Here is a 15,140-nt window from a genome sequence, read left to right as displayed (position 1 = left end):
TGGCCGGTCCGTTGTGGGCGGGGCCGTTCGGGTCGGACCGTTGGTCGGGATGGTTCGGCCGCTGGTCAGTGGGCCGGGGCGGTGGGCCAGGGCGCGGCCGGATCGGTGCTGAAGGCGTCCAGTACCGCCTCGTACGGCGCCGGGTCCAGCCCCCGCGCCCGCAGCCACGCCGGGTCCAGATGGGTCCTCCGGTAGCCGTCGGCCCCGTCCCCGAGCACGACGACCACACTGCCGTCGGCCCCCGCCTGCCGCAGCCTGGCCAGCAGATGGCAGGCACCCCACAGCACGGTGCCACCGGCCGGCCCGGCGAACCGGCCGGCCCGGGCGTGCAGCCAGCGCATCCCCGCCACCGACGCGGCGTCAGGCACGGGGATGACCAGGTCCAACAGCTCCGGCCTGAAGCCGGGTTCGGTGCGCGGGCGGCCGATGCCGGGAATCCGGGAAGGCATCCCGGTCCCGTAGTCGCCGGCCCCGGAGGCCCAGGCGGGGAAGTAGGCCGAGTGCTCCGGGTCCACACCGGCCAGCCGGGTGCCCGGGGCCAGGCCGTGCCGCCGAAGGTGCCGGCCCACGGTGGCCGCGGTGGTGCCGGTGCCGAGGCCGACGACGATCCACCGCGGCCGGGAACCCGGCGGCGGCTCGGCGGCGAGCTGGCCGAGGAGCTCGTCGGCGATGGTCGGCGCACCCCAGGCGGTCACCGCCGCCTCGGCGTCGGTGAAGTGGTCGAGGAAGAACCCGCCGGTCCGCCGCGCCAGTTCGGCCGCCTCCGCCTGCACCGCGGCCGGCGGCCGGGTGCCGCGCACCCACCGGCCGCCCGCCGCCTCGATCCGGGCCAGCGCCGGGCCGGGCGTGCGGGCCGGAACCAGGGCGGTGAACGGCAGCCCCAGCACCCCGGCCAACCGCGCCCCGGCCACCGCGACCGGGCCGCCGGTGGCCGCCACCACCGGCGTGCCGGCGGCCAGCGCGCCGCGCCGCAGCGCGTGCCCGAGCAGCGCCGCGACCAGTCGCTCCTTGGTGCTCCCCGAGGGCAGGGCGGACTCGTCCTTGGCGTAGACGGCCAGCCCGTCGAACGCCGGAAACGGCAGGCGGCACAGGGGAGTCGGCCCGCCGACGGCGGCCCGCAGCCGCCGTTCGGCCGCCTCGGCCCAGGCCCGGTCCCGCTCCATCACACCGTCACCTCCCACCGACCGGCGATGTCGGCCGAGCCTACCGACCGCGGCCGGCGGCCGGACTCTCCAGGCCGCCGCCGCACCCGCGCCAGGCGCCGGGGCAACGGCCGCTGGTGCCAGGCCCGTTCGGCTGACTAGGGTCCTCGGGTGGCACGTGAGATCGAGTACGAGGCGAAGGTCCTGGACGTGGCGCCGGCCGCGGTCGCGGAACGCGTCGAGCGGTTCGGCGGAGTGTTCCGGGGCGAACGGCTCCAGCGCCGGCACGTCTACGACACCATCCCGGCCCACCCCGACCGCTGGGTGCGGCTGCGGGACGACGGGACGTCCGTGACGCTGTGCGTGAAGGAGATCCTCTCCCCGGACATCGGCGGCACCCTGGAGACCGAGACCACGGTGGGCGACTTCGAGCAGACCCACGCCCTGCTCGGCCTGGCGGGCCTGCGCAGCCGGGGCTACCAGGAGAACCGGCGGGCCTCCTGGCTGCTGGACGGGGTCCGGCTGGAGCTGGACCACTGGCCGCTGATCCCGCCGTACCTGGAGATCGAGGGGGCGGACGAGGAGCGGGTGCGGGCGACGGCGGCGGTGCTCGGCTTCCCGCCGGACGCGCTGGTCACCGAGAACACCGTGGCCGTGTACGCCCGTTACGGCCTGGACCTGACCGCGATCGACGAACTGCGGTTCCCCGGGGCCGACGGGTAGCCGGCGCCCGGCTGGTCCGTACGCCGGCTGGTCCGTACGCCGGCGGGTATTCGTTCGACCCGGGGGGGCGCGGGCGGGGATTCTGGCGGGGCCGTCCGGACGTCGGGCGGCGGCCAGGCCGACCGGAGGGCGCCCGCATGTACCCCAGCATCCGTCACATCACCTTCGACTGCTCCGATGAGCCCTACGAACTCGCCGGATTCTGGGCCGAGTTGTTGGGCTGGTCGATCTCGGGGATCGACGCGCCGGGCGACGACGAGGTGCTGGTCGAGGACCCGGCCGGCGGGCCCGGGCTGCTCTTCGTCCGGGTCGGGGAGGGGAAGGCGGCCAAGAACCGGCTCCACTTCGACCTGCGACCGACCGGCCGCACCCGGTCCGCCGAGGTGGCCAGGGCGCTGTCCCTCGGCGCCCGCCAGCTCGCGGACCACACCCGTCCCGACGGGCGCGGCTGGGTGGTGCTCCAGGACCCCTCGGGCAACGAGTTCTGCGTGGAACGCGGCGAGTTGGACCAGGTTGACCCGAACGGGGGAACCGGGGGATCGGGGGAATAGCGCCCGGGAGAGCCCCGGTTGGCGGTGGCATGGATATCGGAGTGGTGCTGTCCGGCCCCCACCCGGGGCAGGGGAACTATGTGGACGCGGTGGTGGCGCGGGCCCGGGAGGCCGAGGCGGCCGGGGTCGCCGCCGGCTGGTTCGGGCAGCGGTTCGACTACGACGCCGCCGCGCTGGCCGGGATCGTCGGACACGCGGTGCCCCGGCTGGCCCTGGGCACCTCGGCCATCCCGGTCTTCGCCCGGCACCCGGTGCTGGTGGCCGGGCAGGCGCTGACCGCCCAGGCCGCCACCCGGGGGCGGTTCCAACTGGGGCTGGCGCTGGGCGGGAAGGCGCTGATGGAGAGCGCCTTCGGGGTGCGCTTCGAGCGGCCGGTCGACCGGCTGCGGGAGTTCCTCACCGCGCTCCGTCCGCTGTTGGTGGACGGCGCGGTGGACTTCCGGGGCGAGTTGCTGAGCGCGGCGCCCCGGCTGCCGGTGGCGCTGCCGGGCGCCGAGGCGGTGCCGCCGCTGCTGGTGGCCGCGATGGGGCCGCGGGCGCTCGCGGTGACCGGTGAACTCGCCGACGGGACGCTGCCGTTCCTCGCCGGGCCGCGGGCGCTGGGGGAGTGGATCGTGCCGGCGATCACGGCGGCGGCCGAGGCCGCGGGGCGGCCGGCGCCCCGGGTGGTCGCGCTGGTGCCGGCGGTGGTCACCGAGGACGTGGCCCGGGTGCGGGAGGTCGCCACCGAGGAGCTGGCCTTCTACGAGTCGATCCCCTCCTACCGCCGGGCGATCGAGCTGAGCGGGGCGACGCGGGCCGGCGAGCTGGCCATCCTCGGCGACGAGGAGACGGTTGCGGCCGGCATCCGGAGCTACCGGGACGCGGGCGCGACCGAGGTGGTCCTGACCCAGACCGGGATGGGCGGCGAGGAGGCCAGGCGCCGCACCTGGCGGCTGGCCGGCCGGCTCAGCGGCACCGGCCTGGGGTGACGTTCCGCCCGGCCCCCGAGGGGCGCGGGCGGGGTGTGGAAGGCTCCGGCCCATGACCGACCGACGCGGGGTGGGTGGTGGACCGTTGATCCTGGCGACCACTCCCCGCCGGCGGCCGGGAGGCTCTGACGAGGGATTTCCCTGATCTGGGATATGCTCTCGAATATGGGAAACGAGAGTGTGGGCGAGCTGGACGCCCGGCTGGACGCCCGGCTGGCCGGCCGGCTGGCCGAGCTGCGGGTGGAACGCGGGTGGTCGCTGGACGAGCTGGCGCGCCGCACCGGCGTCAGCCGGTCCACCCTCTCCCGGCTGGAGCGGGCCGAGATCAGCCCCACCGCCACCCTGCTCAACCGGCTCTGCGCCGCCTACGAGCGCACCATGTCGCGGCTGCTGGCCGAGGTCGAGACCGAGCCGGCCGAGCTGGTCGGCCCCGACCGGCAGCCGGTCTGGCGGGACGAGCCCGCCGGCCTCGTCCGCCGCTCGGTCTCCCCGCCTCACCCGGGGCTGCGCGCCGAGCTGCTGGAGGTCGAGCTGGCGCCGGGCGCCGACATCGCCTACGACGGGCCGCCGGTGCCGGGCGTCGAGCAGCACATCTGGGTGCTGGCCGGCACGCTGGAGATCGCCGTGAACGGCGGCCAGGAGCAGCGCGTCGAGGCCGGCGCCTGCCTGCGGTTCCGGCTCTGGGGCGCCTCCCGCTTCCGCTGCCCCGGCCCGGACCCGGTCCGCTACGCGCTCGCGGTGGTGCTGCCGTGAGCGCCGCCCCGATCAGCCCGCTGACCCCCGCCGAGTTCGACGAGTCGGTCCCGCAACTGGCCCAGCTGCTGGTGGAGTCGGTCGCCGGCAGCGTCTCGCTCGGCTTCCTGCGGCCGTTGTCACCGGCCGCCGCCGAGGAGTGGTGGCGCGGCCGGCGGGCCGCCGTCGCCGAGGGCACGCTGACCGTCTGGGTGGCCAGGGAGGACGGCGTCGTGCTGGGCACCGTCAGCCTGGCCCGGGTGCCGATGCCCACCGGGCGGCACCGGGCCGAGGTGGTCAAGCTGGTGGTGCGCCCCGGCGTGCGGGGGCGCGGCCTCGGCCGCGCCCTGCTGGCCACGGCCGAGCGGGCCGCGGCGGCGGAGGGCCGGCGGCTGCTGCTGCTGGACACCGAGGCCGACACCCCGGCGGAGCGGCTCTACCGCTCCGCCGGCTGGACCCACTACGGCACCGTCCCCGACTTCGCCGCCGAGTCGGGCGGCGTGCTGCGCGACTGCGCCTTCTTCTACAAGCACCTGCCCCCGACGGGGAGTTGACGCCCGGCCCGCGAACGGTGCCGCGTTCGGGCCGGCACGTGTCGTGCGCTGACGGCGAGTCGCCGGCGGCCGGTGCGGGTCGGGCGCCGCCGTTGGGGGTGGGCGGGGGGTGACCGGCGGCCGGCGGGCGCTCCGTCGCCGGGTGCCGCTGGTGGCCTGTGGTCCGGCCGGCACCCGGCTCCGGGGCCTGCCGGTGGTCGGGGCGGTGCCTGCCGTGGGTGCCTGGTCCGCCCGGGTGGGCGGCGCCTGGTCGCCGGCCGGAGCTCCCGGGGCTGACCGTCTGGCGTTCGCTGCCGGGTGCCGCGGGTGGGGTGTGGTCCGGCCGGCGGCGAGTGTCCGGCGTGGGCGGCGCGTTGCCGCCGGCCGGCGGTGCGGGTTTCGTGCCCTCGGCGCCTGCCGTGGGTGCCTGGTCCGGCCCGCCGGTGGCCGCCGGCCGGGCGGTGGCCGGCCGTAGCGGCCTTGGGCCGGTGGTCGTAGGCGCGGAGCGCCTACGACCACCACCGTCGATGGGCGTCAGGCGTTCTCCAGCTGGGAGAGGCCGCCGTCCGGCAGGGGCAGCACCGCGGTGGCCCGGGGGGAGCCGTCCGGGGCGGTGATGGCCACCACGTCGTCCACGTCCAGGGTGACCGTGTAGCCGACCGGCAGCGCCAGCACGGGCAGCGCGCCGGGGCGGGTCTCCCAGAGGCGGACCAGCGGGTGGCGCGACCAGCCGTCGTCCGGCCGGTCGGTGGAGCCGCGCCGGCGCAGCCGCCAGCCGGAGTCGCCGTCGCCGGGGGCGTGCCGTTCCAGCACCACGTCGGCGGCCCGGTCGGCGCCCGGCTCGACCAGCAGGGTCTCCCGCAGGTCCGGCGCCGGGCCCGGCGCCTCGTCCGGGCCCAGCGCGGCGGCCAGGCAGCGCTCCTGGGCGCCGAGCAGGCGCAACGAGCCGCTGGTCGAGGTGGACCAGCGCGGCTCGGCGCCGTCGGCCGACAGCGGCAGGAGGCCGTAGTCCGGGGTGCGCAACTCCCAGCACGGGGTGCCCCAGTGCTCCGTCCTGCCCAGCCGGAACCGGGCGGAGCCGCGGCGCAGTTCCCAGCCGTCGGCCCACTCCTCGACGGTCCGCTCGGCGAACCCGGCCAACAGCCCCTCGATCACGCCGTCGTGGGCGAGTTCGACGGTGGCCCGCACGGGCTGGCCGGCGACGGTGTGGGTGCGGGTGCTGGACACCAGCGCCCGGTGGGCGGCGTCCCGGACGATGACGCCGTGCGCGCGCAGCAGCCGGCGGTGCTCCCGGGGCAACGGGCCGGCGGTGGCGAGCTGACGGAGGTTGGGCAGCCGGGCGATGTCGCTCCAGTCCCTGATGTCGAACCGGTCGTCCTCGCCGTCCCAGAACGGTGCCACGTCGAGCATGGTCCGGTTGCCGCCGTCCAGCACCAGCGACTCGACCCGGGCCGCGGCCGCCGTGGGTATCGGCAGGTCACGGTAGTAGGCGTAGGCGGCCTCGTCGGTGGCGTCCGGGTCCCAGTCGGCGTCCTCGTCGTCGCGCGGCGAGGGGCCGGGGTACGGCGGCAGCAACTTCAGGCGGAAGCAGAGCTCTTCGAGGATCAGCAGCCTGGCGTTGAAGTCGGCGACGTCGTGGTGGGGCGCGGTGGCGTCGTCGGGTGCGCTGGGTGGCATGGTGGTGCGGTCCCTTTCCGGTTGTGCGGGCGCGCGGGCCACGCGCGCCAGGCCACCGTGCCACGGGCCGGCGCGGGTCAGCCGCCGGGGGTGGTCTCCGCCGTCACCCAGGCCAGGTAGTCGGCGCCGCCCTCGACGATCTCGGTGGCCACCAGCTGCGGCACCTCGTAGACGTGTCGCGCCCGGACCAGCGCCGCCAGTTCGGGGTAGCGGGCGGCCGTGGTCTTGAAGAGCACCCGCCACTCGGTGTCCGTGGTGACCTCGCCCTGCCAGCGGTAGACGCTGCTGATCGGCCCTTCCACCTGGGCGCAGGCCGCGACCCGCGCGGTCACCGCGGCCCGGGCCAGTTCCTCGGCGGCTGACTGGCTGTCGATGGTGGTGGTGACGGCGAGGTGGTCGGCCATGGCGCGGGCTCCCGGTGGTGGTCGAACGGCGGGCTGCCCGGCCGAGCGTAGGGCAACGCGCCGGCGGGGCGGGCCGGATCGGGCCGGCCCGCGTGGCATGGGCGGGTGGCGTGGCGGGTGGCGTGCGGAAACACCGTGGGCGGGGGAACGCGGGCCGCCGGCGGGGCGTTCCCCGCTGGGGACCTGGCGCGTGCCGTGTCCGGCCCCGCGCCCGAGGAGTCACGCCAGGAGGAGAGCCCGTTGACCGGACCGACCAGCGACGCCGCGCCCACCACCACCGACGCCGACCGCCCGCTGCGGGTCACGGTGTGGAACGAGAACGTCCACGAGACCACCGAGCCGGCGGTGGCCGAGCGGTACCCCGAGGGCATCCACGGCGCGGTGGCCGCCGGGATCGCCGCGCACCTGCCGACCGCCGAGATCCGCACCGCCACCCTGGCCGAGCCGGAACACGGCCTGACCGAGGAGGTGTTGGCCGAGACCGACGTGCTGACCTGGTGGGGGCACATCGCCCACGACCGGGTCGAGGACGCGGTGGTCCGCCGGGTGCAGCGCCATGTCCAGGGCGGCATGGGGCTGTTGGTGCTGCACTCCGGGCACTACTCGAAGATCTTCACCAGCCTGCTGGGCACCACCTGTTCGCTGGACTGGCGGAACGGCCAGGACCGGGAGCTGGTCTGGACGGTCGCCCCGACGCACCCGATCGCCGAGGGCGTGCCCAGCCCGATCGTCATCCCGCAACAGGAGATGTACGGCGAGCACTTCGATATCCCGGCGCCGGACGAGCTGGTCTTCGTCAGCTCGTTCAGCGGCGGCGAGGTCTTCCGCTCCGGATGCGCCTTCACCCGGGGGCACGGCCGGATCTTCTACTTCAGCCCGGGCGACCAGGAGTACCCGGTCTACCATCACCCGGACATCCGCCGGGTGTTGGCCAACGCCACCCGCTGGGCGGCGCGGCCCGACCGGCCCAGGCGGGCGCCCCAGCTGCACCAGCGCCCGGAGCCCGGCTGGTTCGAGCAGGGCTGACGCGCCCGGCCCAACCCGGCCCCGCGTCAGCCGGCGGCCAACTCGGTGACCAGCTGGGCCAGGCAGGCCTGCCAGCCGCGGCTGGCGCCCTCGGCGGTCGCGGGGTCGGCCGGCACGTGGACGAGGACCAGCAGGCAGCCGCCCGGCTCGTCGGTCAGCTCGATCCGCAGGTGGTCGTCGCGCTCCGGCGCCGGCCGGCCGGCCGGGTCGGCGTGCTCGTCGAAGGCGAAGAGCCGGGGCGGGTCCCAGTCCGTGACGGTGCCCCGCAGCACCGTGCCCTCGCCGTCGTCGAAGACGATCCGGCCGCCGACCCGCGGCTCGAACGCGGTGACCCGCAGCGGGTACCAGCCGCTGAGCCGGTCAGGCTCGGTGACCGCCCGCCACACGGTCGGCACCGGGTGGGCCAGGTGGCGTTCGAAGCGCAGGGCGGGCCGCCCGGCGAACGTGGTGGTGGTGGTGCTCATGGCTGCTCCTCGGTTGACGGGGCCGGACCGCTCCTCGGCGGGGCCGGCGCGTTGTCCAGCTGGTTGGCCAGCAGGTCGAGACGGTCGGCCCAGAGCCGCCGGTACGGCTCCAGCCAGGCGTCCAGCTCGGCGAGCGGCTCGGGGCGCAGCGCGTAGTACCGGGCCTGGGCCCGCACCCGGACGGTGACCAGGCCGGCGTCCCGCAGCACCCGCAGGTGCTTGGAGGTCCGCGGCTGGCTCAGCGTCAGCTCGGCGGCTATCTCGCCGACCGGGCGCGGCCCCTCGCGCAGCAGGGCGACGATCCGCCGACGGGTCGGGTCGGCCAGCACTTCGAACGGTGGGGACACCCGCCCAGTATGCCTTGTCGGGCATATAACCGCCATGGCATGTGGAGCCTCCCGGCGGCCCCGTCCGTCCCCTCGGCCCCCCTCGCACCAGCGGTCCCCGGCCGGTCGGTGACGTCGTTCCGGAACCGGCCCGGAAACGTCCTGCGGCGGGCGAAAGCGTGGACAGTCGCGGTCAAAGTCCCTACGTTGCCCGGCAGATGGGGTGTTACGAGTACATGTCATCGAGCCGGTCCGCGTCCCAGCCCGGGCGGCCGGCCGGCTCCCCGGTGCGCGGCACGCCCCGAGACCCGTCAGCGGCAGGAGGACACGTGAATCGACGGCAGGCACGGCGGCTGCGCCGACGCGCGGTGGGGGTGCTGGTGCCCGCGCTGCTCCTCGGCGGCCTCGCGGCCCCCGGCAGCGCGGCGGACATCCCCCCACAGGAGCCGGGGGTGACGCTGCGCAGCTTCGACCTCCAGGTCCCGCTGACGGAGCTGTGCGCCCTGAAGCCCGGCCAGACCCCCAACGTGGACGAGCTGAAGCCGGTGATCGACTGGCACACCACCGAGGACTTCGGGCTGACCGACCACTTCCTCTCCCAGGTGATCGCCAACATCGACATCCCCGAGGAGGGCGCCTACACCTTCCGGCTGATCAGCGACGACGGCTCCCGGCTGCTGGTCGACGACCAGCTGGTCATCGACCACGACGGGTTGCACTCGGCCGAGCCCAAGGACGGCACCGTCCACCTCACCCCCGGCCACCACCCCCTGCGGATCGACTACTTCGACAACACCGCCGAGCAGCGGCTCACCCTCCAGTGGCGGCCGCCCGGCGCGACCGGCTTCACCGTGGTGCCGAACGAGGTGCTCAGCACCGACGCCGACGTGGTCCGGGTCACCGCGCCGGGCCAGAAGGAGTGCGAGGGGGGCCTCGACACCCCGGGCGACGGGCTGCCGCTGGACGCCGTGCACCCGAACTACGACCTGACCGACCTGCGGCCCGCCGGCTTCGAGCCGCAGGTCTCCGCCCTGGATTGGCTGCCCGACGACCGGCTGGCCGTCGCCACCTGGGGCGGCACCGACAACGTCGCCGGCGAGGTGTACCTGCTGGACAACGTGACCGGTGCGACCGGCCCCGACCAGGTCACCCACACCCGGATCGCCGAGGGCCTCAACGAGCCGATGGGGCTGGCCTGGGCCGACGGCGCGCTCTATGTCTCCGAGAAACACCAGCTCACCCGCCTGGTGGACACCGACGGCGACGAGGTCACGGACATCTACGAGACCGTCGCCGAGTGGCCCTACGGCGGCAACTTCCACGAGTTCGCCTTCGGACTGCTGCACGCGGACGGCTCCTTCTACCTGAACCTGTCCGTCGCCATCGACCTCGGCGGCGCCACCACCGACCCGCAGCCGGCGCCCGACCGGGGCACCACCATCCGGGTCGACCAGGAGACCGGCGAGATCGACTACCTCGCCGGCGGCCTGCGCACCCCGCACGGCATCGGCTGGGGCCCGGCGGGCGAGCTCTTCGTCACCGACAACCAGGGCGGCTGGCTGCCCTCGTCCAAGCTGCTCCACGTCGAGCGGGACCGCTTCTTCAACCACCACACGAACCCGCCCGGCCCGTTCGACGACAACCCGGTCACCCAGCCCGTGCTCTGGTTGCCGCAGAACGAGATCGGCAACTCGCCCAGCACCCCCGTGCACCTCACCGAGGGGCCGTTCGCCGGGCAGCTGCTGATCGGCGACGTGACCTACGGCGGCCTCCAGCGCGCCTACCTGGAGCAGGTCGAAGGCGCCTACCAGGGCGCGGTCTTCCGGCACACCCAGGGCCTGGAGGCCGGCGTCACCCGGGTCAGCGTCGGCCCCGACGGCGCGCTCTACACCGGCGGACTCGGTGCCGGCGGCAACTGGGGCCAGGAGGGCAAACTCGCCCACGGTCTCCAGAAGTTGACCCCGAACGGCGGCAACGCCTTCGACATCCACGAGATGCGCGCCACCCCCGACGGCTTCGTGCTGAGCTACACCCAGCCGCTCTCCCAGGAGACGGCCGACCGGCTGGCCACGGCCTACCAGGTCGACCAGTGGCGCTACGAGCCCACGGCCGACTACGGGGGGCCCAAGCTGGACCAGCAGACGCTCCAGGTCACCTCGGCCGAACTCTCCGCTGACCGCACCGAGGTGACGCTGACCATCGAAGGCCTGCGAACCGACCGGGTGGTCCACGTCCAGTCGCCGCGCCCCTTCAGCTCGGCCGACGGCGAGCCGCTGTGGAGCACGGAGGCCTGGTACACGCTGAACGCGCTGCCCGCGGGCTGACCCGCCGGCCCCACGCCCGCCCCGGCCCGGCCCGCGGTCAGCCGCGCGCCGTGGCCCGGGCGTGGGCGACCAGCGCGTTCGCGTGGCCGTGCCCCAGGCCGTGCTCGGTCTTCAGCCAGGTGACCAGCTCCAGGTGCTTGGTCAACGGGGAGGCGGCGATCAGCGCCAGCCAGTCGGCTATCGGCCGCCCGTACTTCTCCTCGATGCTGGGGAAGTAACTCGCCGGTCCCTTGGGGGTGTTCGTCATCGTCTCGCCCTTCCTGCCGGTCCCCGCCCCGGAGGCCCCGGGCGGCGGCGTGGTCAACACCGTTACGACCCGGCCGTCCGGCGGAACTGAGCGCGTCACGGGAGTGAGTCACGTCACACCTGAGGTCCGTGGGTCCGTCCGTGTGACCTGCCGGCGAACGGGCTGCGCGCGCGGGGTGCGGCGCCGGCCCGGGCCCTAGGGTGGGGCCGGCCAGAGCGGTGAGGTCGAGGTGGGTCGGATGGCGGAGCTTGAGATCGATTACGCGGCGGTGTTCCGGGTCTACCCGTCGCCGGTCGCGCTGCTGACCCCGGAGCTGCGGTACGTCGACGCCAACGACGCCTACCTCCAGGTCGCCGGCCGCACCCGGGACGAGCTGACCGGCGGGTCGGTCTTCGACGTCTTCCCGGACAACCCGGGGGACCGGAAGGCCAGCGGCACCCGCAACCTCGGGCTGTCGCTCAAGCGGGTGGTGGCCTCCGGGGAGCGGGACGCGATGGCCATCCAGCGGTACGACGTGGAGGCGGAGGGCCGGCCGGGGGAGTGGATCGAGCGGTACTGGAGCATCGTCAACATCCCGGTGCTGGCCGCGGACGGCACGGTGCGCCTGGTGCTGCACCGGGTCGAGGAGGTCACCGAGCTGATCGAGGCGCGCGGCGACGAGCACGCCCCGGGCGCCGAGGACCGGGCCCGGCAGCTGGAGTCCGATCTGTTCACCCGGGCCGGGGAGTTGCAGAGCATCAACGAGCGGCTGCGCGAGGCGCACGCCCGGGAGCGGCAGGTGGGGCTCACCCTCCAGGAGTCGATGCTGCCCGCGCCCGAGGTGGTGGTGCAGCGCGAGTCGGCGGTCCGCTACCGGCCGGCCAGCGCGGCGATGAACGTCTGCGGCGACTGGTACGACCTGATCGACCTGGACCACGACCGCACCACCCTCGCGGTGGGCGACGTGGTCGGCCACGGCCTGGAGGCCGCCGGCGTGATGGGGCAGCTGCGGAGCGCGCTCAGCGCGGTGGCCCGGGTCTCCGAGGGGCCGGCCCGCGCGCTGGACGTGCTCGACCTGTACTCCCGGTCCGTGCCGGGGGCGCAGGCCACCACGGCGGTCAAGGTCCACGTGGACTGGGTGGCGCGCACCCTGGTCTACTGCAGCCTGGGCCACCTGCCGCCCGCGGTGGCCCGCTGCTCGGGCGCCGTCGAGTTCCTCGACCAGGCCACCAACCCGCCGTTGGGCACGCTGCCGGAGCCGGCCCGGGCGACGGAGGCGGAGGTCGGCTTCGACCCGGGGGACGTGCTGGTGCTCTACACCGACGGCCTGGTCGAGCGCCGGGACGAGGACATCGACCAGGGGCTGGCGCGCCTCGCCGAGTCGCTGACCAGGCATCACGGCGAGCCGGCGGAGCGGCTCGCCGACACCCTGCTGACCGACCTGCTGCCGCCCACGGGCACGGAGGACGACACCGCGTTGGTCATCCTGCGGCTGTGAGCCGGCGTGCGGGCCGGGGCGTGAACGCGATTGGTACAGACCTATCCCTTGACACCCCGTGTGGCCGGTTCTTCACTGAGAGTGGAATCCCCCCGCGCGACCCCGCACCACCCGACGCACCATCGCTCAGGAAAGGGCATGACATGACCATGGAAACCAGTCGGCGGCGCGCCCCGCGCGTCCTCGGCTTCCTGGCCGTCGCGACGTTGGTGGCCGGACTCTCGAACGTGTTGCCCGCCGCCGCCTCGGCGCCGGCTGCCGCCCCGGCCGGCACCGCGGCCGAGGCCCCGGCACCCGCCGCGTTCGTGGTCTCCGAGGCGCAGTTCAACGAGATGTTCCCGAACCGGAACCCCTTCTACACGTACCAGGGGCTCACCGCGGCGCTCAGCTCCTACCCCGACTTCGCCAACGCCGGCGGCGCGACCATCGCCCGCCAGGAGGCCGCCGCGTTCCTCGCCAACGCCAGCCACGAGACCGGCGGCCTGGTGCACATCGTGGAGCAGAACACCGACAACTACCCGCACTACTGCGACGCGAGCCAGCCCTACGGCTGCCCCGCCGGCCAGGACGCCTACTACGGGCGCGGCCCGATCCAGCTCAGCTGGAACTTCAACTACAAGGCCGCCGGCGACGCCCTCGGCCTCGACCTGCTCAACAACCCCTGGCTGGTGGAGAACGACGCGGCCGTCGCCTGGCGCACCGCCCTCTGGTACTGGAACACCCAGAGCGGGCCCGGCACCATGACCCCGCACGACGCGATGGTCAACCAGGCCGGCTTCGGCGAGACCATCCGCTCCATCAACGGCTCGATCGAGTGCAACGGCGGCAACCCGGGCCAGGTGCAGAGCCGGGTCGACCTCTACCAGCGGTTCACTGCCATCCTCGGCGTGGACCCGGGCGGCAACCTCTACTGCTGAGGCGGGACCCGCCCCTTTCGAACCCCGGCCCGGCGGTCGACCCCGATCGACCGCCGGGCCGGCGGCCGGTCACCCGGCCATCGCCCCGATCACCAGCAGCAGCGTCTCCACCAGCGTCTCCTCCGGGATCGGCGCCCGGTCGAAGCCCTCGGCGTGGAACCCGGAGACCCGGGAGGTCACCAGGTCGTCCCCCACCACCCAGCCGGCCAGCACCGTACCCGAGGTGGCCGAGGCGCCCTCGTCCCCGTGCGGGATCAGGAAGCCCTGGCTGCCGGCCGGCAGGTCGTAGAGCACCGCGCCGGGCTGCTCCAGCCCGTTCAGCAGCTCCGAACCCAGCTCGTCGCCCGCGAACATGACGGTGTTCTCCGGATTCCCGTAGTGCTCCACCGTCACCGAGACCTCCACGTACACGTCGGTGCCGGCGGACGCGTCGTAGGCCGCGTCGGACGGCCCGTAGCGGCAGCCGTAGGTGGGGACCAGGTCCGCCGGGTCCACCGGCTCGTCGGTGCCCTCCCGCCGCACCAGCCGGGCCCCCGTCAGCGCCGCCGTCACCGCCGAGCACCGGTCGCCCGGCTCCGACGACAGGGTGGGGGAGCCCAACTCCGGCAGCCCCGGGTACTCCTGCGCGGCGGAGGCGCTCAACCGCGGCTCGCCCGGCGTGCCCTCGCCGGCCAGCCCGGTCACGATGTCGCTGATCTCCCCGACGATGACGTCCTCGCCCGCCGCCTCGCCCGGCTGCCGGTCGGCCGCCTGCACCCACCCGTTGACCATCAGGTAGTAGGTCGCGTCCCCCGAGCGGAACGCGGCGGTGCCGTCCCCGCGCGGGATGCCGGTGTCCGCCTGGTGGGTGATCCAGCCCTCCTCGCCCACCGGGAACGCGTACAGCGGGCTCCAGACCAGGCTCTCGTTCCCCGCGCTGTGCTCCCGCTGGGCCACCACCGCGCTCCGGAACCGCTCATAGGCGTCCTCCGCCGCGTACCCCTGGGCCACGAACACGTTGGCGTCGAACTTGAAGGCGCCCTCCGTCACCAGGCTCGCGCCCGGCGTGGTGTACCAGCAGTCGACGCCGCCGTCGTTCTCCTCGGACCGGGTGAACAGGTAGTTGCGGGCCGCCATCACCTCCGAGACGGCCGCGCACAGCGCGTCCGGTCCGTCCCCGTAGTCCAGGCCCGCCGGGTCGGGGAACGGCAGCTGGGCCAGCTCCGGGTGCGGGGTGAGCGCCACCTCCGTCTCCCCGTCCCCGTCGTCGCCGCCGAGCAGGTACACCGTCCCGCCCGCCCCGGCCAGGAGCGTCAACAGCACCCCGACGACCAGCCACCCCGCCCTCGACCGCGACCTCGCCCCCGGCCCCGGCGGCCGGCCGCCGCCGTGGGGCGGGGGGCCCGGCCGGGGCTGCCCGTACCGCTGGTAGGGCCCCGGCTGGCCGTGCTGGTAGGGCGGTTGTGGCGGGTAGGTCCCCGGCTGGTGCCGCGGTTGCTGCTGGTACGGACTGGACACGGTCTTCCCCGAACGGACTGGGCGGACGTGGCGCTACGGCGACGTCCGGGTTGGGCTGGAGTGCGGCGGCGCCCATGGGGCGCCGGCCCGGCGGGCCATGCTCGGCGCCGCCGCTTTCGTGCCGCTTTC

15 protein-coding genes and 1 pseudogene are annotated in these 15,140 nt (G+C 75.1%); 9 read left to right on the top strand and 7 right to left on the bottom strand.

Going from position 1 to position 15,140, the window contains the following annotated elements; translation table 11 throughout:
* Positions 1-65: 65 nt before the first annotated feature.
* Positions 66-1,163 carry a PLP-dependent cysteine synthase family protein gene (locus tag RM844_RS09945; protein WP_311666651.1) on the bottom strand — a complete coding sequence of 366 codons (1,098 nt, stop codon included), beginning with the start codon at positions 1,161-1,163 and terminating at the stop codon, positions 66-68.
* A gap of 150 nt (positions 1,164-1,313) precedes the next feature.
* On the opposite strand from RM844_RS09945, the gene RM844_RS09940 reads away from it, so the two are divergent.
* From RM844_RS09940 to RM844_RS09920, 5 genes are all read left to right on the top strand, one after another.
* Positions 1,314-1,865, top strand: a complete 552-nt coding sequence (locus RM844_RS09940) for a class IV adenylate cyclase (protein WP_311666650.1) — start codon at positions 1,314-1,316, stop codon at positions 1,863-1,865.
* 137 nt (positions 1,866-2,002) lie between these two features.
* Positions 2,003-2,416: a VOC family protein gene (locus RM844_RS09935; protein WP_311666649.1), complete on the top strand. Its 414-nt coding sequence runs from the start codon at positions 2,003-2,005 to the stop codon at positions 2,414-2,416.
* A gap of 29 nt (positions 2,417-2,445) precedes the next feature.
* Positions 2,446-3,387, top strand: a complete 942-nt coding sequence (locus tag RM844_RS09930; protein WP_311666648.1) for a TIGR03564 family F420-dependent LLM class oxidoreductase — start codon at positions 2,446-2,448, stop codon at positions 3,385-3,387.
* A gap of 165 nt (positions 3,388-3,552) precedes the next feature.
* Positions 3,553-4,140, top strand: a complete 588-nt coding sequence (locus tag RM844_RS09925) for a helix-turn-helix domain-containing protein (RefSeq protein WP_311666647.1) — start codon at positions 3,553-3,555, stop codon at positions 4,138-4,140.
* A complete protein-coding gene (locus RM844_RS09920; RefSeq protein ID WP_311666646.1) occupies positions 4,137-4,673 on the top strand; it encodes a GNAT family N-acetyltransferase in 537 nt (178 codons plus the stop codon). Before RM844_RS09925 ends, RM844_RS09920 begins: the two co-directional genes overlap by 4 nt.
* 513 nt (positions 4,674-5,186) lie before the next feature.
* Here the strand turns inward: RM844_RS09920 and RM844_RS09915 are convergent.
* Both RM844_RS09915 and cutA read right to left on the bottom strand, forming a co-directional pair.
* Entirely contained in the window at positions 5,187-6,329 is a 1,143-nt protein-coding gene (locus RM844_RS09915) for a DUF6892 domain-containing protein (RefSeq protein ID WP_311666645.1), read from the bottom strand.
* 77 nt (positions 6,330-6,406) lie between these two features.
* A complete protein-coding gene (gene cutA, locus RM844_RS09910) occupies positions 6,407-6,733 on the bottom strand; it encodes a divalent-cation tolerance protein CutA (RefSeq protein WP_311666644.1) in 327 nt (108 codons plus the stop codon).
* Positions 6,734-6,973: 240 nt separating this feature from the next.
* On the opposite strand from cutA, the gene RM844_RS09905 reads away from it, so the two are divergent.
* A complete protein-coding gene (locus tag RM844_RS09905) occupies positions 6,974-7,759 on the top strand; it encodes a ThuA domain-containing protein (RefSeq protein WP_311666643.1) in 786 nt (261 codons plus the stop codon).
* A gap of 26 nt (positions 7,760-7,785) precedes the next feature.
* Here the strand turns inward: RM844_RS09905 and RM844_RS09900 are convergent, their stop codons facing one another.
* Positions 7,786-8,223, bottom strand: a complete 438-nt coding sequence (locus tag RM844_RS09900) for an SRPBCC domain-containing protein (RefSeq protein WP_311666642.1) — start codon at positions 8,221-8,223, stop codon at positions 7,786-7,788.
* Positions 8,220-8,570: an ArsR/SmtB family transcription factor gene (locus RM844_RS09895; protein WP_311666641.1), complete on the bottom strand. Its 351-nt coding sequence runs from the start codon at positions 8,568-8,570 to the stop codon at positions 8,220-8,222. The genes RM844_RS09900 and RM844_RS09895 overlap by 4 nt, the downstream gene beginning before the upstream one ends.
* A gap of 308 nt (positions 8,571-8,878) precedes the next feature.
* Between RM844_RS09895 and RM844_RS09890 the strand changes: the two are divergent.
* Positions 8,879-10,864: pseudogene (locus tag RM844_RS09890) on the top strand (PA14 domain-containing protein); the annotation flags it as partial.
* 46 nt (positions 10,865-10,910) lie between these two features.
* Here the strand turns inward: RM844_RS09890 and RM844_RS09885 are convergent.
* Positions 10,911-11,120 carry a DUF4287 domain-containing protein gene (locus tag RM844_RS09885; protein ID WP_311666639.1) on the bottom strand — a complete coding sequence of 70 codons (210 nt, stop codon included), beginning with the start codon at positions 11,118-11,120 and terminating at the stop codon, positions 10,911-10,913.
* A 238-nt stretch (positions 11,121-11,358) separates the two neighbouring features.
* Between RM844_RS09885 and RM844_RS09880 the strand changes: the two genes are divergently transcribed.
* A complete protein-coding gene (locus RM844_RS09880; protein ID WP_311666638.1) occupies positions 11,359-12,597 on the top strand; it encodes a PP2C family protein-serine/threonine phosphatase in 1,239 nt (412 codons plus the stop codon).
* A gap of 149 nt (positions 12,598-12,746) precedes the next feature.
* Positions 12,747-13,514 (top strand): chitinase, encoded by a 768-nt coding sequence (locus RM844_RS09875; protein WP_311666940.1) that lies wholly within the window; start codon positions 12,747-12,749, stop codon positions 13,512-13,514.
* Positions 13,515-13,583: 69 nt separating this feature from the next.
* On the opposite strand, the gene RM844_RS09870 is transcribed toward RM844_RS09875, so the two are convergent.
* Positions 13,584-15,011, bottom strand: a complete 1,428-nt coding sequence (locus tag RM844_RS09870) for a hypothetical protein (protein ID WP_311666637.1) — start codon at positions 15,009-15,011, stop codon at positions 13,584-13,586.
* Between the last annotated feature and the right edge of the window lie 129 nt (positions 15,012-15,140).

This window comes from Streptomyces chisholmiae (assembly GCF_031845445.1).
Classification (GTDB): Bacteria; Actinomycetota; Actinomycetes; order Streptomycetales; family Streptomycetaceae; genus Streptomyces; species Streptomyces chisholmiae.
The sequence above is the reverse complement of the archived record's forward strand: the minus strand, read 5'-3'. Positions and strand labels throughout refer to the sequence as shown.